Here is an 18,156-nt window from a genome sequence, read left to right on the forward strand (position 1 = left end):
GTGGCAAGGCGGCGCCCCGGGGCGGGCGGAGGGATCAGTTGTCGGTCGGCTGCGCCGCGATGAGGCGCGAGTACCACTCCATCGAGCACTTCGGGGTCCTGCGCCGGGTGGTGTGGTCGACGTGGACCAGGCCGCTGCGCTGGGTGTAACCGTCGGTCCACTCGTGACCGTCGAGGAGTGACGAGTAGTAGTAGCCGCGTACGTCCACCCCGCGGTTGACCGCCTCCGCGATGGCGTGCAGGTAGGCGTTGACGTACTGGATGCGCGGCTGGTCGTCGACCACCCCGTACTCGTCGGGGTCCGCCCAGTAGTCGGCACCCGACTCGGTGATCATGATGGGCGGCAGCGCGGCGCGGTAGCGGGCCCGGAACATGATCAACCACTCGCGCAACGAGTCGGGCACCACGGGACGCCCACGGTCGGTGTGCGGGTAGCCGACGACCTCGCGGTAGGCGAAGGGCATCTCGTGTCCCTCGGGCGCGGCGCCCACCCGGATCGGGTTGAAGAAGTTGACGCCGTAGAAGTCGAGGGGCTGACGGATCGTGGCCATGTCGCCGGGCCGCACCACGTGCTCCACCGGCGCGGTCAACGGCAGCGGGTAGCGCCCCAGCAGCATCGACTCCATGAAGAAGCCGTTCCAGAGCATGTCGAAGAGCTTGCAGGTCCCGGTGTCCTCGGGCTCGTCGGTGGCGGGCCACGCGGGGGTGTGGTTGTTGGCGCAGCCCACGCTCGTCGCGCCGGCGGCCCGCAGCGCCTGGGCGCCCAGCCCGTGCGCCAGGAGCATGTGGTGCGCCGCCGGGAGGCAGTCGAAGACCAGACTCTTGCCGGGGGCGTGCACGCCGAGGCCGTAGCCCAGGACGCTGGCGCTGTTGGGCGAGTGCAGCGGGATCCAGTGCGCCACTCGGTCGGCCAACCGGTCGGCGACGATCGCTGCGTAGTCACCGAAGGCCTCAGAGGTGGCGCGGTTCAACCATCCGCCGTCGTCCTCGAGAGCCTGGGGCAGGTCCCAGTGGTGCAGGCTGACCATCGGCTCGACTCCCGCAGCCAACAACTCGTCGACGTGCCGGTCGTAGTGGTCGAGACCCGCAGTGTTGACCGGCCCACGACCTTCGGGCTGGATCCGGGACCACGCCACCGAGAAGCGGTGGGCACGGACGCCGAAGCGTCCCATCAGAGCGACGTCGTCGCTGCGCTGACGGTAGTGGTCGGCGCCGTTCACCTCGGGCGCACCGGGAGACGTACGTCCCTCGACGTCCTCGAATCCGTCCCAGATGCTCGGACCCCGTCCGTCGGCGCGTGCCGATCCCTCCGTCTCCTGGGCGGAGACGGCCGTGCCCAGACGGAAACCCGCCGGGAACAGCGGGAAGGTGTCGCCACCCCGAATTGATCCAGCATCGTTCACCGGGTGACCATATCCGCATGCAGATCCGCTTGCACCAAGGTTCGACAAGGTATTCGACCCGGTCGGCCTCCCAGGTGGCTCACCACTCATTCTCCTTCGGGGACCACTACGACCCGGAGAACCTGGCATTCGGGCCGATGCGGGCGCACAACGAACACCGTCTCTCCTGGGGCGCCGGCTTCCCCGAGCACCGCCACAGCGACGTCGAGCTGGTGACCTGGGTGATGCACGGCCAGGTGGTCCACACCGACTCCTTGGGCAACCGCTCCCTGCTCCCGGCCGGGACGGTCCAGGTGCAGTCGGCCGGATCCGGGATCTCCCACTCGGAATTTGCCGACACCTCCGCCGCGCCGACGCGGTTCGTCCAGACCTGGCTCGTGCCGGACGAGTTGGGCGGGCCGCCTGCCCGCTTCCTCGCCTCGGGGATGCAGTCGGAGCGCATGATTCCGGTGGCCGGCGACGGCGCACAGGTGCCGGTCGGTTGCAGCGGCGCGACCCTCTTCGTGGGCTCGCTCGCGAGCGGCACCGTGCACGATCTGCCGGTCTGCTCCTCTCACCACCTCTTCGTCGCCTCGGGTGAGGTGGTGTGGTCCTCGCCCGGTCACGACGACCTCACCCTGACCGAGGGCGACGCCCTGCGGATCACCGCCGCCGACGACGCCGAGATGCAGTTGCGGGTGGTTGCGGCCGCCGAAGTCATGCAGTGGGTCTTCCGTACTCCAACTCCGGGGTAAAGGTTCTCGCGGATCGGCTTCGGGACGCGCGACCTACATCTAGGATTCTCGTCAACAGGCCCTTGTTGACCCCATGCAACAAGGGCCTGTTTCTTCTCTCCGCACCCTGACGCTGCCCCGCCCCTCGCCGGACGTCATCACCAGAGGTCGCCAGGACAGCCAAGTCGTATGACGTTGCGAGGGCTCGACCCCGGACGTCATCACCAGAGGTCGCCAGGACAGCCAAGTCGTATGACGTTGCGAGCGCCTGTGGTGCGCCCGTGGGGAACCGGCGGCGCTGAGCCGACCGATATGGGGGGAAGTAGGCAATTGTTCGACCTTCTGGGCATCGGGGTGGGGAAGTGCTACTCTTGGTGAACAGAAGATGAACAGGAGGTGTCCCATGATCGACACCAAGAAAAACGAGACGCGCCCCGCAGTCTCCTGGGTCCCCGTCCGCGACAGCGACGGTCGCACCCACATGGAGGCGCGCTGGACCCTCAGCGAGCCGCACCACGCTCAAGCTGCCTGACAGCGCCCCCTCCTTCCGAAGAGGCCCACGACCGTTTGGTCGAGGGCCTCTTCGCATTTTCGCGGACCCGGCGGCCAGCACAGAAGGAGGTGGACTGTTTCGCGGATCGGTCACGCGGGCAGGCGACACCAGAAGGATTCACTCCCCTTTGTGACGGGGATCACACAATGCATCGGAATGAAGGCTCATCGCCCTTCGTTACTTAGTTGAACGTTGAACAAACCCACGACTTTACGGAGCATCCCATGTCCTTCTTCAAGCGCAACAAGTCTGACGAGACCTTCGAGGCCCCGACCAAGTCGGTCTCCGACCTGACCGGTGACTACACGATCGACCCGAGCCACAGCCGCCTCGGCTTCCAGGCCCGTCACGCAATGGTCACCAACGTCCGTGGCGCGTTCACCGGTTTCGAGGGCACCGCCCACATCGACGCTGCCAACCCGGCCAACTCCTCGGTGAAGGTCTCCGTCCAGACCGCGACGGTGGACACCACTTCCCCCGACCGCGACGGCCACCTCAAGTCGGCCGACTTCTTCGACGTCGAGACCTACCCGACCATCTCCTTCACCTCCACCGGCGTCGAGCGCGACGGCGACGAGTGGGCCGTCACCGGCGACCTCACCATCAAGGACGTCACCAAGCCGATCACGATCGTGTTCGAGGAGACCGGCTCGGCCCAGGACCCCTTCGGCAACACCCGCGTCGGCTTCGAGGGATCCACCGCCGTCAACCGCAAGGACTGGGGCCTGGTGTGGAACGCCGCGCTCGAGACCGGCGGCGTCCTCGTCTCCGAGAAGATCAAGCTCGACTTCGACATCTCCGCGATCAAGAACGTCTGATCGCTCGCTGATCACTCGCTGATCGCCTCGAGGCCCCGTCCGCATCCTGCGGGCGGGGCCTCTGCGCGCCCTGCTCCGGAGCACGCGGACACAGGCACGGCAAGGCAGAAACGCGGAGGAGGGCCCGACAACCAGTGGCTGTCGAACCCTCCTCAGCAGTTGCGAAGGACGATCAGTCCTTGTGGCGCGGCTTCTTGTACGGCTTCTTCTCGTAACCACCGTCGCCACCGGACGAACGGCTCGGGCCGCTGTCCCGGGTCAGCTCGATGAGCTTGCCGGAGATACGGGTGCCCTTGAGCGCCTCGACAGCACCCGCCGGCAGCGTGGCCGGGAGGTCGACCAACGAGTGGTCCATCCGGATGTCGATCTTGCCGAAGTCGTTGCGACCCAGCCCGCCTTCGTTGGCGAGCGCGCCGACGATCTGGCGGGGCTCGACCTTGTGGCGCTTGCCCACGGAGATCCGGTAGGTCGCCAGGTTGGCGTCGTTGCCGGCGCGGCGCGGCGCGCGGCGCTCACCACGATCGCCGCGGTCACCCCCACGGTCGGGACGGCCACGGCCGCCACGGTCGTCGCGACCACCACGGTCGTCACGGTCGTTGCGCGGCGTGTGCAGGAGCTCCTGGGCCGGCTCGAGGACCAGCGGGGTCTCACCGTGCTGGACTGCGGCCAGCGCAGCGGCCACGTCGACCTCGGGAACGTCGTACTCGTCCACGTAGTGCTTGACCACGTCGCGGAAGAAGTCGATCTTGTCGTTCTCGGCCAGCGCAGCGGTGATCGCGTCGTCGAAGCGCGAGAGACGGGTCTTGTTGACCTCGTCGACGCTCGGCAGCTGCATCTGGGTCAGCGGCTGGCGGGTCGCCTTCTCGATCGCGCGGAGCAGGTGGCGCTCACGCGGCGTGACGAAGGCGATCGAGTCGCCCTTGCGACCGGCGCGGCCCGTACGACCGATGCGGTGCACGTAGGACTCGGTGTCGGTGGGGATGTCGAAGTTGACGACGTGGCTGATCCGCTCCACGTCGAGCCCGCGGGCCGCGACGTCGGTGGCGACCAAGATGTCGAGCTTGCCGTCGCGCAGCTGGTTGATGGTGCGCTCGCGCTGCACCTGGGCGACGTCACCGTTGATCGCCTGGGCCGAGTAGCCACGGGCGCGCAGCTTCTCGGCCAGCACCTCGGTGATCTGCTTCGTACGGACGAAGACGATCATGCCTTCGAAGTTCTCGACCTCGAGGATCCGGGTCAGCGCGTCGACCTTCTGCGGGTAGCTCACCATGAGGTAGCGCTGGGTGATGTTGATCGAGGTCGTGGTCTTGGTCTTGACCGTGACCTCGACCGGGTCGTTGAGGTGCTTCTTGGAGATGCGACGGATCTGGCTCGGCATGGTGGCCGAGAAGAGGGCCACCTGCTTGGTCGCCGGGGTGTCGGCGAGGATCGTCTCGACGTCCTCCGCGAAGCCCATCTTCAGCATCTCGTCGGCCTCGTCGAGGACCAGGAAGCGGAGCTCGCTCAGGTCGAGCGTGCCCTTCTCGAGGTGGTCCATGATGCGGCCGGGAGTGCCGACGACGACGTGCACGCCGCGACGGAGCGCGGAGAGCTGCACGCCGTAACCCTGGCCGCCGTAGACGGGGAGGACGCGGATGCCGGTCTGGGCGGAGGCGTACCGCTCGAAGGCCTCGGAGACCTGGAGCGCGAGCTCGCGGGTCGGGGCCAGCACCAGGGCCTGCGGGGTCTTCTGGGACGGGTCGAGGTTGCTCAGGATCGGCAGCGCGAAGGCAGCGGTCTTGCCGGTGCCGGTCTGCGCCAGGCCGACGACGTCGCGACCCTCGAGCAGCGGCGGGATGGTCGCCGCCTGGATCGGGGAAGGCGTCTCGTAGCCGACCGACTTCAGCATCTTCAGGACCTTGGGGTCCAGTCCCAGATCCGCAAAAGTGGGGGTCTGGGGGGCTGCCTCGTCAACGAGGGCGGTATCTGGGGCAGAGTCACTCATGCTCCAACGTTATCCGCCGAGCGCTCAGGCGCAAGATTCCTGGTCGACGCGACATCCGTCACCACCCGCTCACCAGGACCAGCGCAGGCCCACCCCTCCGGGCCCGAAGCGGTGCCGGACGACCCGCACGAGCCGGTCGTCCTGCGTGATGTCGCACGCCTGCTCGACCTCGTCGACGCGCACGAGACCGCGCAGATCGCGCGGCGTGGAGCCAGCGGCGAAGACCACCTCGACCGACACCTCCTCCACCTCGTGGTGCACCCAGTGCTCGTAGAAGTCGTCGGGCGCGACGTCACTGGGCAGGTGGGTGCGGTGCACGGTGCTGGCCGTCCCTCCCTCGCGCAATGGCGCCGGGAGCACCAGTGAGGTGGCGAAGACCCCCTCCGCGAGGTCGACGTAGGACGGCCCGAGGCGACACCCCTCCACCGGCTCCACGCGCCCACGGCCGGTGACCGGCGTCGCGGTCACCAGGACGACCGGGAACGCGTCGACGCCACCAGCGGGCGAGACCCACTGCGTACGTTGGGTGATCCGGCGGGCAGCGCCCTGCTCATCCAACTCGAGGACCACCTCGACCCGGGTCTCGGTCATCAACTGTCCGGCGCGGTCGAAGCCCAGGGCGGTCCGGGCGCGACGAACCGAGTCGGAGACACGTCGGGTGTCGGGCTCCGCGGCATGGGCCGGCGCTCCGGTCGCCGGCGTCGGGAGGACGCCGTCGAAGGTGCCGGGGCGGCGACTGCGGTGGCTCCCGGTGGCGTCCGGATCCAACTCATCACCCAGGTCACCCGGCGCCAGGTCGAGGAGCTGCTCCAACACCGTGACGCAGGCCAGGTCCTCGGCCCCACCCGGGACGACGGCGCCCGACCGCCAGGCGGCCAGCAGTGGCGTACTCACCGGGTGCCCGCGCTCGGTCAGGGCGACGGAGAGCCCGCGCAGGGTGGCATGGCGGGCCACGAGGGCAGTGCGGAGCTGCTGGGCGAAGTCGCGCTCCGTGACGGCGTGGCTGTCGCGGCGGTCAGGGCCCGAGGCAGGCGTCGTCTCGCGGTCCATCGCCCCCCCCTCGCCCGCTGCGGCCACCCCCCGTGACCGCGTCTCACCATAGAGGCGACGGGCGACGACGTCGAGGGGCACAGCGCCCAGACTGTGTGTCTGGTGTCACAGCCCGCAACAGGCGGCCTCACCGATTGGGGTGATGATCGGCCGAGTCGTGCTCACGTAACCTCCGGGCACGCGCACCACTTCCACATGACTAGGACCCCACGTGTCGATCGTGCCGGAGACCGCCCGCAGTCTTGTGGGGGCCACCAACCTGCCGCGGCAGCTCAACGTCGCGGGCGCGGGCCCGTTGAGCAACGCAGCGCACGCGACCCTCACCTACATGGTCGATGCCCACCACCGCAGTGGCTACTCCGGTCGCGACCCCCTGATCGAGCTGTACATCGAGGCACGCGCCCAGGTCGCGGCGCTGATGGGCACGCTCCCCTCCCTCCTCTCCTTCCAACCGAGTGTCTCGTCCGTGGTCACGATGCTCTCGCGCTCCGTGCCGCTGGGACCGGGCGACCAGGTGCTCACCTGGGACGTCGAGTACGCCTCCAACATCCACGCCTGGCACGTGCGCGCCCAGGAGTGCGGCGCGGAGCTGGTCCGGGTGCAGCCATCGTTCACCAGCCCGTGGGAGACCGAGCTCCTCGTCGAGCAGATCAACGAACGCACGAAGGTCGTCACGGTCTCGTCGATCCAGAGCTTCGACGGTTCGGCCACCGACCTGTACGCGCTGCGTGCGGCCTGCGACGAGGTCGGTGCGCTGCTCCTCGTCGACCTCAGCCAGCAGCTCGGCGTCGGTGACGTGACCCAGGCGGTCGCGCTGGCCGACGCCTCCTACGCGGTCGCCCACAAGTGGCTCCTCGGCCCGGTCGGCCTGGCGGTCGCCAGCTTCACCCCGGACCTGCTCGTGAAGCTCGTGCCCCCGGCCTATGGCGCCTCCAGCGTGGAGATCGTCGCGGCCAGCGAGGCGGCCGTCTGGTTCGACCCGTCGCGGCCGGTCCGCCGCGACATCTCCCTGCTCGAGGCCGGAACGCCGCCCCTGCTCGCAGCCATCACCGCAGGTGCCTCCGCCCAGGCGCTGGCCAGTGTCGGCGTCGAGGCGGTGCTTCGGGGGGCCCTCACCGCGCGGCGGGCGATCGTGACGGCCTTCGGCTCCCACCAGATGCACCCGATCCCGACAGTGACGGAGCCGGTCAGCCCGATCGTGGCCTTCCGCCCCGGCCCCGAACGTCTGGCCAGGGTCGTCGCCGGACTCAGGGAAGAACACTTCAACTTCGTCGTGCGCGGCGACATCCTGCGGCTCTCGCCGTGGGCGATGGACACCGATGAGATCGCCGTCCTGTGCGACGGCCTGGAACGAGCCCTGGGCTGAGCCGGGGCCCCGGTGACCCGTGGGGCGTCTGGTAGAACGCTGGGGTGAGAGACCTGCCCGTACGCCCCCCGGCCGACACCGTGCCCGATGGCGCGGCCACACGCGACTCGGCTCCGAGCGGGCTGATCATCGCGGTCCTGGCCGCCGCCGGCATGGCGGTCTCGCTGCAGCAGACGCTGGTCATCCCCCTGGTCCCGAACCTGCCGGCCATCTTCGGGACGAGCGTCGACACCGCCTCGTGGTTGGTCACCATCACCCTGCTCACCGGCGCCGTGGCGACCCCGATCGTCACCAAGCTCGCCGACATGCACGGCAAGCGGAAGATGATCATCCTGGCCCTGTCCGTGATGGTGATCGGCTCGCTGATCCTGGCGGTCAGCACCAGCCTCGTCCTGGGCCTGATCGGGCGCGCGCTCCAGGGTTTGGCGGCCTCGGTGATCCCGATCGGCATCAGCATCCTGCGCGACGAGCTGCCCAAGGAACGCATCGGCTTCGGCATTGCACTGATGAGTGCCACGCTCGGCATCGGCGGGGGCCTGGGACTGCCACTGTCGGGTCTGCTCTACGAGTCGATGGGCTGGTCGTCGCTCTTCTGGGTCACGGCGGCGGTGACCGCCGTCATCCTCGCCGCGACCCTCTTCATCGTCCCGGAGTCGCCCGTACGCAGTCCCGGCTCCTTCGACATCACCGGCGCCGTGGTGCTCTCGATCGGGCTGACCACCCTGCTGCTGGTGATCTCGAAGGGATCGAGCTGGGGGTGGACCTCGGCCCCCGTCGCCGGTCTGGCGGTCGCGTGCGTGTTGACCTTCCTGGTGTGGGTCCCGCTGCAGTTGCGGATCGGGGAGCCGATGGTCGACCTGCGCACCGCCGCCACGCGGCCGGTCCTGCTGACCAACATCGCCTCTGTCCTGGTGACCATGGGCATGATGGCCAACGGATTGTTGACCGTGCCGCTCGTCGAGGCGCCCGAGTCCAGCGGTTACGGCTTCGGGCTCTCGGTGATGGATGCCGGTCTGGTGATGGCACCGTCCGGTCTGGCCATGGTCTTCTTCGCACCCATCTCGGGCTGGATGCTCGGCCGGATCGGCGGGCGCTGGATGCTGATCATGGGCGCGGCGACCATCTCCGTCTCCTACCTGCTGCGGCCGGCACTGTCCGGCTCGATCCCCGAGATCATGGTGGCTTCGACCCTGGCCGGGTTGGGTGCTGCGATCGCCTTCGCGGCCATGCCGGCGCTGATTATGTCGGCGGTCCCGATCACCGAGACCGCCTCGGCCAACGGCATCAACTCGCTCATGCGCTCGGTCGGCATGGCGACCGCCAGCGCCGGCACGGCAGCGATCTTCGCGACCTGGACGATGACCCTCGAGGTGGGCGGTGAGGCCGGGGTGCGGCCGAGCGAGGCGGCGTACGAGATCGGCTTCATCCTCTTCGGGGTGCTCGCCCTGATCGCGGCCGTGGTGGCAGCCTTCATCCCGGCCCGCAGGGGCGTCGGCGCCGTTCCCCAACCGGGACGTGGGGCCGAGAGGGTCGTACGCGGTCGCATCGTGCTCGGCACCTCGCGCGCCGAGCAGGTGATCGGCACCGTCGTGCTGACCTGTCCCGACGGCGAACAGGTCGACTGGGCGCGCCCCGACTTCGACGGCCACTTCTCGCTGGCCTACCCGCGCGACGGGCGCTACCTGATGGTCGCGACCGCCCGTGGTTGGGCACCCAAGGTGCTGGTGACCGACGTGACCGGAGAGTGCGGACCGATCCAGGTGCTGCTCGACGACCGGCTCACGGTGCACGGGACCGTCACCCGGGACGGCGAGCCCGTCGGCGGCGCCACCGTCACGATGTTCCTGGGCAGCGGCGAGCACACCGGCCACACCACCACCGATCTCCGCGGGCGTTACGAGTTCCCGTTGCCACCCTCTGGTCTGTACCTGGTGGCGGCGGCGTTGCCGGAGAGCGGTGACGCCCACGCCGAGAAGGTCCAGGTGATGGCCGAGTCCGTCACCGCCGACCTCGACCTGGGGCGCGCGGAGGTCCCCGCTCCGTAGGACGTCATCAGGAGCGGTCGCCCCAGCGACCGGGGGTGATGACGTCCCGGAGTCGGGGGACCCGACTGTCCGCGAGGAATCGGGAGCACCCCCGTGCTGGTGCGACAATCCTTGATGTGAATTCGCAGGTGCAGGCGCAGTCCCCCGAGCCCGACGAGCAGGACGCCTCGACGGCCGTCGACGGCATCGACCCCGACGAGATGGCGATCGCGATCAAGGTCCTGCGCCAACTGCCGCCGCTCGGCCCGGACCACCCGGACGTACGCCTGATGAAGCGCGAGGCGTCCTACATGTACAAGCTGGTCAAGAAGTCGCGCCGTGCCGAGATCCGCCAGGAGCGCTTCCAGCACGACCAACGGATCATCGAGAAGACGGCCACCGGATCCGCGATGCGGATCGACGACGAGACCGCCGGCATCCCGCTGGTCTCGAACACGAAGGGTGCCTTCGCGGGTGAGCTGATCACGGCGCGTGGTTGCTACATCTGCAAGGAGGACTTCACCCTCGTCGATGCCTTCTACCACTGGCTCTGCCCCCGCTGCGCCGCCTTCAGCCACACCAAGCGCGACCAGCGCACCGACCTCACCGGCAAGCGCGCGCTGCTCACCGGCGGCCGCTCCAAGATCGGCATGTACATCGCCCTGCGCCTGCTGCGCGACGGCGCCCACACCACGATCACCACCCGCTTCCCGAAGGACGCGGTGCGCCGTTTCACCGCCCTCGAGGACTCCGGCGACTGGATCCACCGCTTCAAGGTGGTCGGCATCGACCTGCGTGACCCCACCCAGGTGATCAGCCTCGCCGACGACGTCTCGGCCGCCGGGCCGCTGGACATCCTGATCAACAACGCCTGCCAGACCGTACGCCGCACCCCGGGCTCGTACGCCCCCCTCACCGAGGGCGAGCTGGCGCCGCTGCCCGAAGGCATCGCGCTCCCCGAGATGGTCGCCTTCGACCGGATCTCCGAGGCGCACCCGGCCGCGATCGCCGGTGCGCTGGCCGACGTCGCGGTGGCCCATCATGAGGGTGAGTCGACCGAGTCGGCGCTGGCCGCGCACAACGCAGCATCGCTGACCGCGCTGGCCCTGAAGGCCGGCTCGGCCTCGCTCGACGCCCACCTGGCCGGCACAGCAGTTGACGCCGGCGGGTTGCTGCCGGACGTGCAGGTCAACAACTCGTGGACCCAGACCGTCGGGGAGGTCGACCCGTTGGAGCTGCTCGAGGTGCAGCTGTGCAACTCGATCGCACCGTTCCTACTGGTCTCCCGCCTGCGTCCGGCGCTGGCTGCGGCCGCGGCGGCGGCGCCGTCAAAGCGGTCGTACGTCGTCAACGTCTCGGCCATGGAGGGCCAGTTCTCCCGCCGCTACAAGGGCCCTGGCCACCCGCACACCAACATGGCGAAGGCCGCGCTCAACATGATGACGCGCACCTCGTCGGGCGAGATGTTCGAGACCGACAACATCTTGATGACCGCCGTCGACACCGGATGGATCACCGACGAACGGCCGCACGCCGAGAAGCTGCGGATCGCCGCCGAGGGCTGGCACGCCCCGCTAGACCTCGTCGATGGTGCGGCGCGCGTCTACGACCCGATCGTGATGGGTGAGCAGGGCGAGGACATCTTCGGCTGCTTCGTGAAGGACTACAAGCCGTCACCTTGGTGACGGCCTCACAGGGACTATGGGCTCTGCGCCCATGGTGCGACACCTGACAGCGCTCTTAGCGTGAGGGAGATCACATCCCTCGGGTGGCGGGTTTCGACCTCGTCGTGGCCTCCGCCCACGTCATGTCTCGGAGAACCCCATGCGCAGACCGTCGCACCTCCTCAGCTCCCTGGCCGCCAGCCTGGGCCTCGTCCTCTCGCTCCTCCTCGCGGCACCAGCCACCGCCGACAGCCCCTACGAGCGAGGACCAGATCCGTCCTGGTCGAGCATCGAGGCCCGACGCGGTCCCTTCGCCGTCACGTCGACCTCGGTCTCCGACTTCGCCACCCCCGGCTTCGGTTCGGCCACCGTCACCTACCCCACGTCGACCAGCGAGGGCACCTACGGAGCGGTCGCGATCTCGCCCGGCTACACCGCCTCTGAGTCGACGATCGCGTGGCTCGGCCCGCGCCTGGCTTCCCAGGGCTTCGTGGTCATCACCTTCAACACGCAGTCGCGCTTCGACCAGCCCTCTGCCCGCGGCGACCAGCTGCTGGCGGCCCTGGACTACCTGACCCAACGGTCGGCCACGGCCATCCGCTCTCGCATCGATCCCACCAGGCTTGCCGTGATCGGTCACTCGATGGGTGGCGGCGGCACGCTCGAGGCGGCCAAGGACCGGCCGTCCCTCCAGGCCACCGTAGGCCTGACCCCGTGGAACCTGGACAAGACGTGGCCCGAGATCAGGACCCCCAGCCTGGTCATCGGGGCCGAGAACGACTCCGTCGCGTCAGTGAACTCCCACGCGATCCCGTTCTACCAGTCGATCCCGGCCTCGACGAGCAAGGCGTACCTGGAGCTCAACAACGCGAGTCACTTCGCGCCCAACAGCGAGAACACCACGATCGCCTGGTCGACGATCAGCTGGCTCAAGCTCCATGTCGACGACGACACTCGCTACCGACAGTTCCTCTGCCCCGGCCCCCAGCCCTCCTCCTTCGGTCAGGTGTCGGACTACCGCAACACCTGCACGGGCTGACACCGGCGCACCGGCGCACCACCGAAGGTCGCCGGACGCAGACGCCTCGGCGGCTGCGTCCGGCGATCAGTCAGTCAGACGGCTCCGAGTCCGGCAGCTCGCCGAGGTCGAACATCCACGGGACGCCGAAGCGATCGACGAACTCTCCGTAGTGGTCGCCCCACGGCTGGAGCTCGAGGGGCATCGTGACCTCGCCTCCAGCACTCAGGGCGCCGAACCAGGCACGTGCCTCGGGCGAGTCCTGCCCCATCACCGAGACCATCACCTGCTCGCCGAGTCGCACCTCGGGCGAGATCGGCGGGGCGTCGGAACCGTAGAGGACCAATCCGTGCTCGGTGACGAGCTTGCCGTGCATCACCAACTCAGCCGCGGCGCCCTCGACCCCGAGCTCCCGGAACTCCATCAGCGACAGCTCGCCGCCCAGGGTCGAGCGGTAGAACTCCATCGCCGCACGTGCCTGACCGTCGGCGAACTTCAGGTACGGCGCGAGTCGTACGTTCATCAACCCTCCCCGTCCTCGGCTCAGCTCTCGGGGCCGGCGATGTTGACCATCCAGTTGATGCCGAACTTGTCGGTCAGCATCCCGAACTCGTCACCCCACGGAGCGCTTGCGAGCGGCTCGTTGACCCGACCCCCGACGGAGAGGCCCTCGAAGTAGCCGCGCAGCGCCTCAGCATCTTCCGCGTCGCCGGAGATCGAGACCGAGATGTTGTCGCCAGCAGTGACCGCCATCATCTCCGACGGGGCGTCGGCCACCATGAGGACGTAACCGGCGGTGGTCTCCAGGTGGCCGTGCATGACCTGGTCGGCCGGAACGCCTTCCATGCCCGCCTCACCGAAGGTGCTGATGAGGGTCTCCCCACCCAGCACCGAGTGGTAGAAGTCGATCGCCTCCCGGGCCCGCCCGTCGAGGATGCTGATGTAGGGGTTGAGCCTGCTTGCCATGTCTTCTCCCGCGCGTCGGTGTGGGTCAGCGGCAACGTCGAGCCGCGACCCTTGGCACGCTACGCCCGAGCACCGACAGTGCCCAGACCTCTTTCAGGGGATCAGGTCTGCGGGAGCGGGGCTCAGGGGACAGGGCCGCTGGCGCCGGCGGGCGGCTCGGTGTCCTCGGGGGCAGCTGCGTCGACGGGCGGAAGTTCGATCGGGTCACCCACCGCAACGTCGCCCTCCCCCGCACCGGTAGCGCCACGGTGCTCGGCCACCTTCTCGACGCCGGAGAGCAGCGTCGTCCGCAGCTTGGTGAGCTGGTCGGCGTACTTGCCCTCGGTCTTGGTGTTGATCGCCTCGGTGGCCTTGCCGAGCCAGCCGTCGATGTCGTCGCGCTTGTCATGGGCCAGGGCGCCGGCCTTGGTGACGCCTTCCTTCACGAGCTGCTCGCCCTCGTCGACCAGGCTGGTCAACTGCGCCTCGAGGTCGACGTCCTTGATCTTTGCCTTGATGTTGTCCGCGAACGACATGGCGTGCTCCTGTGTGTGGTCGTCGATTGGCTTGCTGCCAGAGTAGGCCGGTCGTCACAACGGTGCACCCGGCCCCATCTCGCCACCGGTGGCGTCGTGGCGCCGTGAGACCCTGTACCTCGTGGATCTTGTCGTCATCGCGCTCGCCTTCGCTGCCATCTTCGTCGTGGAGCTGCCCGACAAGACCTTCATCGCCACCCTGGTGCTGAGCACCAAGTTCCGCCCGCTCTACGTGTGGCTCGGCGTCGGCCTCGCCTTCGCCGTGCAGACCGGGATCGCAGTGGCCCTGGGCACGGCCGCCTCCTTCCTGCCCGAGGATCTGGTGCGCGGGGCGGCGGCGCTGCTGTTCCTCGTCGGCGCGATCCTGCTCCTGCGGGAGGCCCGCTCCGCCGACGCCGGCGAGTCGGAGACCGAGGACGAGTTCGCGGCCAAGGCCGCGGCACGTGGGGAGATCCACGGCGTCAAGGTGGTCGCCACGTCGTTCATCGTGCTCTTCGCCGCCGAGTGGGGCGACCTGTCCCAACTGCTGACGCTCTCGCTGGTGGCGAAGTACGACGACCCGGTCTCCGTCTTCATCGGCGCTTGGTTCGCCCTGCTGGCGGTCTCCGGCCTGGCAGTGCTGGTGGGCCGGGTCCTGCTCACGAAGGTGAAGCTGTCGGTCCTGCACTACGTCGGTGCGACCGTATGCCTGGCGCTGGCGCTCTTCACCGCGTACGAACTGCTCCTGGCCTGAGCCGCCTGCGAACCGAAATGTGAAAGCCCAGCCGTTGTCGACGGGGGATACGACAACGGCTGGGCGAGAGAAACCTACGTCACGGCCAAGGCAGAAACAACATCGCCCCACCGACGTCGAGGATGCCTCAGACGTATGGGGTCGATCAGCGAATGGTGACCTGGCGATTGGCTAGGCCGGCCCGCGCCGAACGCTCCTCCTGGGTGAGGTCGCTGGTGTCGGCCAGCGCCGCGGCGAGGTCCCTGGCGAAGCGCTCGGCGCCCTCTTCCAACGCCTCAGCGCCGGTGCCCACCGGGAGGTCCCAGACCGGCGCCAACAGCCCGTGCGCGCGGAACATCCCGACGAGGCGCGACTCGGCCGCGACCGAGTCCTTGCCCGCCGCGTGCAGCCGCGACAGCGCCGTGAGCAGTGCGTCCTCGTCGTGCCCCATCACCCAACGCAGGTGCTCCTTGGTGCCGACGTCTGTCCAGTAGGCACCCTCGACTCCCTTGAGGCGTACGGTCGGCTGCGCGGTGGCGTTGACCTGCTCGAGCGCCACCGCCATGGCCGGGTCCCGGTCCTCGACGTCGGCGATCCAGTAGTCGAACCCTTCGTGCACGGTGACGTCGAGCGAGGTGTTGGTGACGAGCTCCTGCAGGCGCGGGCCCTCGCCCGGGTCGGTGGTCAGCCCGACGGTGCCGACGTGCCCCTCCTCGGCCTGCTCGAGCGCTGCCACGAGCACGGCCGCGAGGTCGCGGCTCGGGTCGCCGTAGTTGTGCTGGACCTGGAGCCCGAGCCACACCTCACCGGACTCGCGGACCATGGCCGGGGCACCTGCGGGGAGCAGGGTGCAGAGCTTGACCGTACGACTCCCAGCGCCCGGTACGCCGTCGGCCAGGGTCAGCGGGGCCGTGCCGGCGGGGACCAACTCGCGTAGCGCGATCACGTCGCACTCGCCGGCCAGCCCTTCGAAGGGGCGCCCCACGAAGGGGGTGGTCACACCGTACGACGCGCCGTGGCACGCCTTGTAGCGCTTGCCCGACCCACAGGGACAGGGCTGGCGGGGACCGACCTCACCGGGGGCGGTAGGGGCAACGTCACGGGTCTTGCGGGACTTCTTGGCCATGACGGAGAAACTACCCGTCCAGCAGCTCCAGCATGTATCCCGGCCGATCGCTGATGACGGCCGTGACGCCGAGTGAGCGACACAGCTCGAGGTCAGCGCGCGTGTTGACCGTCCACACGTGGATCTCGCGGCCGCTCTCGACGAGCCGGCGGCCCAGACCGGGATGCTCCCGCAACTCCTTGATCCCGGGGCCCACGAGCCAGTCCCTGCCGATCACCGCGCGCAACATCGGCCACATGTGCGCGCGCTCGATCAACTGGACCAGGCGTACGTCCGGGGCCATCCGCTCGACGCGTTGCAACGCGGCCCACGAGAACGACATCACCCGGACCGGGGAGTCCTTGCCAGCCCACCCGAACTCACGCAGCAGTTCCACGAGGCGTCGCTCGACCAGACCGCCGTACCTCACCGGATGCTTGGTCTCCACCGCGATCTCGACCGGCCGCTCGTAGTCGCGCACCATCTCGAAGAGACGGCGCAGCGTGAGGACCGTCCGGTGGTCCGCATCGAGCTCCTCGGCCTCGTCGTCGAGCTCGCCCCACGGGTTCTTCCACGCGCTGAAGTCGAGTTGGCTGAGCTCGTCGAGGTTCATCGTGGAGACCGTGCCGCGGGTCTCCGCCGTACGCCGCAGGTCGCGGTCGTGCACGCAGACGAGGTGCCCGTCAGCAGTCAGCCGTACGTCGCACTCCAGCGCCTCGGCTCCGGCGTCGAGGGCTGCCACGTAGGCGCCCAAGGTGTGCTCGGCCTTCTCGTGGCTGGCGCCCCGATGGGCGACCACCTGCGGTCTCATGAGACTGAGTGTGGCCCATCAGGGCCGATTGGTCAGGTGCCGAACCGCAGGATGCGCTGACGCTGCCATGCTCCTTCGAGCGAGTCGTACATCTGGTGGCACAGGAGACGGTCGATGTCGGTGCGGTGCTGGGGAAAGAAGTAGGTGTCGACCGGGAGGCCCTTGTCCGCGATGACCACGCGGAACGCCTGGAAGGCGGCCAGGCGTTTGGGCTCGTCCACCCCCAGGACCTCCGACAGCGTGATCTCCACGCCGGAACCCTCCGGCTTGCGCGGGTCGATGGTGCGCCAGATCAGCTGCTCGCTGGTCAGGAAGAGCACGCCCGAGACCTCCTCGGTGCCCTGGGCGCGACGCAACTGCGCGAAGTGCACAGGCTCCTCACCCTCGGCCAGGACCGTGCGCACCAGGGACCAGAAGGGGCCGCCGGTGAGTCGACCGATCAGATGGGACTTGCTCATGGGGAGCAGGATATGGCGATTTTCCGTGACAGGTGGGGAAACCCGATGACTGGACGCTCGGGTTTCCCCCACCCCACTTGTGATCCGCATGCGCGTGAGCGTCCAGTTCAGGGGCGCCATTCCGAGCCCGAGCCGACCATTCGCTCACCGGTCTCCAGGTAGGTCTTGAGGCCCGCCAGGCTCCACGGCCAGCCGCCTCCACCCTGGTTCGGGTCGTTGCCACCGGCGACCTCGTCGGCGTACTCCGGCGCAGCCGTGACGTCGTGGGTCAGTACGACCTTGGTCAGCGGGCCGTCGAACTCCGTCAGCTCCCAGGTGAGGCGGGTCGGCGTCGACTCCGGGTGCCAGGCGGGTTGCCAGCTCAGCACCAGCAGCTTGCCGGGCTCGGCTGTCTCGATGGTGCCGGTGACGGCGACGTCGCCCATCCCGATCGCGCGCATCGCGTCGGTGGTGAGGTTGCGATAGACGCCGCCGGCACGCAGTTCGGCCACCACCTCGCCGCCGTAACCCCACTTGGTGGACCCTTCAGGGGTGGTGATGGCGTCCCAGACCTTCGCCGCCGAGGCGTTGATGTAGATCGTGTAGACCTGAACCAGGTTGGTGCTCATGACTCTTCCTCCGTGCTCGATGGACCGCTCTCGGACTCGAGGCGGCTCTTGAGGTCGAGCAGGACCGAGGCGATCCCGGCCCGCTCCGTGTACTTGCCGATCCACCGCTCGTGGATCTGTTGGATGGGCACGGCGTTGAGGAAGTGCCTCTTCTCGCGCCCCTGCTTCACGGCGGTGACCAGCGTCGCCTGCTCCAGCAGACGCAGGTGTTTGGCCACCCCGAACCGGGTCATCTCGACGTGGGCGTTGACCACGGCCTCGAGCTCGCCGAGCGTGCGCCCGTCCTGCTCGAAGAGGGCATCCAGGAGAAGACGGCGGACCGGGTCCGCCATCGCCTTGAACACCAGGTCGTCCGCCACCCGGCCAGCATAGGTGACCATTTGGTCACA

General features: G+C 68.8%; 19 protein-coding genes. 8 read left to right on the top strand and 11 right to left on the bottom strand.

The window, feature by feature from the left end; translation table 11 throughout:
- Positions 1–34 precede the first annotated feature (34 nt).
- Positions 35–1,402: a glycoside hydrolase family 1 protein gene (locus DNK52_RS07365; RefSeq protein WP_239455440.1), complete on the bottom strand. Its 1,368-nt coding sequence runs from the start codon at positions 1,400–1,402 to the stop codon at positions 35–37.
- Positions 1,403–1,419: 17 nt separating this feature from the next.
- Between DNK52_RS07365 and DNK52_RS07370 the strand changes: the two genes are divergently transcribed.
- The 3 genes from DNK52_RS07370 to DNK52_RS07375 all read left to right on the top strand — a co-directional run bounded on the left by DNK52_RS07370 (position 1,420) and on the right by DNK52_RS07375 (position 3,486).
- Entirely contained in the window at positions 1,420–2,136 is a 717-nt protein-coding gene (locus DNK52_RS07370; protein ID WP_110240626.1) for a pirin family protein, read from the top strand.
- A 382-nt stretch (positions 2,137–2,518) separates the two neighbouring features.
- Positions 2,519–2,647 (top strand): hypothetical protein, encoded by a 129-nt coding sequence (locus tag DNK52_RS16425; protein ID WP_275426139.1) that lies wholly within the window; start codon positions 2,519–2,521, stop codon positions 2,645–2,647.
- Between the two features lie 245 nt (positions 2,648–2,892).
- Positions 2,893–3,486 (top strand): YceI family protein, encoded by a 594-nt coding sequence (locus DNK52_RS07375; protein WP_110240335.1) that lies wholly within the window; start codon positions 2,893–2,895, stop codon positions 3,484–3,486.
- Between the two features lie 172 nt (positions 3,487–3,658).
- Here the strand turns inward: DNK52_RS07375 and DNK52_RS07380 are convergent, their stop codons facing one another.
- Positions 3,659–5,470, bottom strand: a complete 1,812-nt coding sequence (locus DNK52_RS07380) for a DEAD/DEAH box helicase (protein ID WP_110240336.1) — start codon at positions 5,468–5,470, stop codon at positions 3,659–3,661.
- Between the two features lie 69 nt (positions 5,471–5,539).
- Entirely contained in the window at positions 5,540–6,520 is a 981-nt protein-coding gene (locus DNK52_RS07385; protein ID WP_110240337.1) for a hypothetical protein, read from the bottom strand.
- A gap of 211 nt (positions 6,521–6,731) precedes the next feature.
- Here DNK52_RS07385 and DNK52_RS07390 point away from each other — a divergent pair, with 211 nt between their 5' ends.
- The 4 genes from DNK52_RS07390 to DNK52_RS07405 all read left to right on the top strand — a co-directional run bounded on the left by DNK52_RS07390 (position 6,732) and on the right by DNK52_RS07405 (position 12,613).
- Positions 6,732–7,886, top strand: a complete 1,155-nt coding sequence (locus DNK52_RS07390; protein WP_110240338.1) for an aminotransferase class V-fold PLP-dependent enzyme — start codon at positions 6,732–6,734, stop codon at positions 7,884–7,886.
- Positions 7,887–7,930: 44 nt separating this feature from the next.
- On the top strand, positions 7,931–9,931 hold the full coding sequence (locus DNK52_RS07395; protein WP_204163432.1) for an MFS transporter: 2,001 nt from the start codon (positions 7,931–7,933) through the stop codon (positions 9,929–9,931).
- 116 nt (positions 9,932–10,047) lie between these two features.
- Positions 10,048–11,595: an SDR family NAD(P)-dependent oxidoreductase gene (locus DNK52_RS07400; RefSeq protein ID WP_239455441.1), complete on the top strand. Its 1,548-nt coding sequence runs from the start codon at positions 10,048–10,050 to the stop codon at positions 11,593–11,595.
- A 139-nt stretch (positions 11,596–11,734) separates the two neighbouring features.
- Positions 11,735–12,613, top strand: a complete 879-nt coding sequence (locus DNK52_RS07405) for an alpha/beta hydrolase family protein (protein WP_110240340.1) — start codon at positions 11,735–11,737, stop codon at positions 12,611–12,613.
- 70 nt (positions 12,614–12,683) lie between these two features.
- Here the strand turns inward: DNK52_RS07405 and DNK52_RS07410 are convergent, their stop codons facing one another.
- The 3 genes from DNK52_RS07410 to DNK52_RS07420 all read right to left on the bottom strand — a co-directional run bounded on the left by DNK52_RS07410 (position 12,684) and on the right by DNK52_RS07420 (position 14,073).
- Complete coding sequence (locus tag DNK52_RS07410) at positions 12,684–13,115, bottom strand: VOC family protein (protein WP_110240341.1); 432 nt, start codon at positions 13,113–13,115, stop codon at positions 12,684–12,686.
- A gap of 20 nt (positions 13,116–13,135) precedes the next feature.
- Positions 13,136–13,558 carry a VOC family protein gene (locus DNK52_RS07415; RefSeq protein ID WP_110240342.1) on the bottom strand — a complete coding sequence of 141 codons (423 nt, stop codon included), beginning with the start codon at positions 13,556–13,558 and terminating at the stop codon, positions 13,136–13,138.
- A gap of 122 nt (positions 13,559–13,680) precedes the next feature.
- Positions 13,681–14,073, bottom strand: a complete 393-nt coding sequence (locus DNK52_RS07420) for a hypothetical protein (RefSeq protein ID WP_110240343.1) — start codon at positions 14,071–14,073, stop codon at positions 13,681–13,683.
- 121 nt (positions 14,074–14,194) lie between these two features.
- On the opposite strand from DNK52_RS07420, the gene DNK52_RS07425 reads away from it, so the two are divergent.
- A complete protein-coding gene (locus DNK52_RS07425; RefSeq protein ID WP_110240628.1) occupies positions 14,195–14,806 on the top strand; it encodes a TMEM165/GDT1 family protein in 612 nt (203 codons plus the stop codon).
- A 145-nt stretch (positions 14,807–14,951) separates the two neighbouring features.
- Here the strand turns inward: DNK52_RS07425 and DNK52_RS07430 are convergent, their stop codons facing one another.
- From DNK52_RS07430 to DNK52_RS07450, 5 genes are all read right to left on the bottom strand, one after another.
- Complete coding sequence (locus DNK52_RS07430; protein ID WP_110240344.1) at positions 14,952–15,911, bottom strand: DUF5926 family protein; 960 nt, start codon at positions 15,909–15,911, stop codon at positions 14,952–14,954.
- 10 nt (positions 15,912–15,921) lie between these two features.
- Positions 15,922–16,701, bottom strand: a complete 780-nt coding sequence (locus DNK52_RS07435) for a glycerophosphodiester phosphodiesterase (protein WP_110240345.1) — start codon at positions 16,699–16,701, stop codon at positions 15,922–15,924.
- 32 nt (positions 16,702–16,733) lie between these two features.
- The gene (locus DNK52_RS07440) at positions 16,734–17,159 is read right to left on the bottom strand and encodes a hypothetical protein (RefSeq protein WP_110240346.1); all 426 of its coding nucleotides are present in this window, start codon (positions 17,157–17,159) and stop codon (positions 16,734–16,736) included.
- 107 nt (positions 17,160–17,266) lie between these two features.
- Positions 17,267–17,767 carry an SRPBCC domain-containing protein gene (locus tag DNK52_RS07445; protein WP_110240347.1) on the bottom strand — a complete coding sequence of 167 codons (501 nt, stop codon included), beginning with the start codon at positions 17,765–17,767 and terminating at the stop codon, positions 17,267–17,269.
- A complete protein-coding gene (locus tag DNK52_RS07450; protein WP_110240348.1) occupies positions 17,764–18,147 on the bottom strand; it encodes an ArsR/SmtB family transcription factor in 384 nt (127 codons plus the stop codon). Before DNK52_RS07450 ends, DNK52_RS07445 begins: the two co-directional genes overlap by 4 nt.
- Between the last annotated feature and the right edge of the window lie 9 nt (positions 18,148–18,156).

Origin of the sequence: Nocardioides gilvus (genome assembly GCF_003194605.1) — a bacterium.
GTDB lineage: Bacteria > Actinomycetota > Actinomycetes > Propionibacteriales > Nocardioidaceae > Nocardioides > Nocardioides gilvus.

What these genes read in the sequence shown, in the direction of transcription:
- DNK52_RS07370 (WP_110240626.1), top strand. Translation starts at nt 1,420, where the DNA reads ATGCAGATCCGCTTGCACCAAGGTTCGACAAGGTATTCGACCCGGTCG.
- DNK52_RS16425 (WP_275426139.1), top strand. Translation starts at nt 2,519, where the DNA reads ATGATCGACACCAAGAAAAACGAGACGCGCCCCGCAGTCTCCTGGGTC.
- DNK52_RS07375 (WP_110240335.1), top strand. Translation starts at nt 2,893, where the DNA reads ATGTCCTTCTTCAAGCGCAACAAGTCTGACGAGACCTTCGAGGCCCCG.
- DNK52_RS07380 (WP_110240336.1), bottom strand. Translation starts at nt 5,470, where the DNA reads ATGAGTGACTCTGCCCCAGATACCGCCCTCGTTGACGAGGCAGCCCCC.
- DNK52_RS07385 (WP_110240337.1), bottom strand. Translation starts at nt 6,520, where the DNA reads ATGGACCGCGAGACGACGCCTGCCTCGGGCCCTGACCGCCGCGACAGC.
- DNK52_RS07405 (WP_110240340.1), top strand. Translation starts at nt 11,735, where the DNA reads ATGCGCAGACCGTCGCACCTCCTCAGCTCCCTGGCCGCCAGCCTGGGC.
- DNK52_RS07410 (WP_110240341.1), bottom strand. Translation starts at nt 13,115, where the DNA reads ATGAACGTACGACTCGCGCCGTACCTGAAGTTCGCCGACGGTCAGGCA.
- DNK52_RS07415 (WP_110240342.1), bottom strand. Translation starts at nt 13,558, where the DNA reads ATGGCAAGCAGGCTCAACCCCTACATCAGCATCCTCGACGGGCGGGCC.
- DNK52_RS07420 (WP_110240343.1), bottom strand. Translation starts at nt 14,073, where the DNA reads ATGTCGTTCGCGGACAACATCAAGGCAAAGATCAAGGACGTCGACCTC.
- DNK52_RS07430 (WP_110240344.1), bottom strand. Translation starts at nt 15,911, where the DNA reads ATGGCCAAGAAGTCCCGCAAGACCCGTGACGTTGCCCCTACCGCCCCC.
- DNK52_RS07435 (WP_110240345.1), bottom strand. Translation starts at nt 16,701, where the DNA reads ATGAGACCGCAGGTGGTCGCCCATCGGGGCGCCAGCCACGAGAAGGCC.
- DNK52_RS07440 (WP_110240346.1), bottom strand. Translation starts at nt 17,159, where the DNA reads ATGAGCAAGTCCCATCTGATCGGTCGACTCACCGGCGGCCCCTTCTGG.
- DNK52_RS07445 (WP_110240347.1), bottom strand. Translation starts at nt 17,767, where the DNA reads ATGAGCACCAACCTGGTTCAGGTCTACACGATCTACATCAACGCCTCG.
- DNK52_RS07450 (WP_110240348.1), bottom strand. Translation starts at nt 18,147, where the DNA reads ATGGTCACCTATGCTGGCCGGGTGGCGGACGACCTGGTGTTCAAGGCG.